A 224-nucleotide genomic window follows, 5' to 3' on the forward strand; every position below is an offset into this window, starting at 1 on the left:
CAGGACCAGGACTCGGGCAGCACCCAGGCCAAGACCGTCACCGGCACCGCCGCCCAGACCCAGTACGGCGCCGTCCAGGTCCGCATCACGGTCAGCGGCGGAAAGATCACCAAGGCCGAGACCGTACAGGCGCCCAAGGGCGGCCGGAGCGACCAGATCACCGCCGACGCCGTACCCAAGCTCAACCAGGCCGCGGTCGCAGCCGGCAACGCGGACATCGACGC

Annotated in this window: 1 pseudogene; it reads left to right on the top strand. The window is 71.0% G+C overall.

What is annotated here, in order from left to right:
* A pseudogene (locus tag ADK57_RS19845) lies at positions 1 to 224 on the top strand (FMN-binding protein); the annotation flags it as partial.

The organism is Streptomyces sp. MMG1533, from assembly GCF_001279775.1.
Lineage (GTDB): Bacteria > Actinomycetota > Actinomycetes > Streptomycetales > Streptomycetaceae > Streptomyces.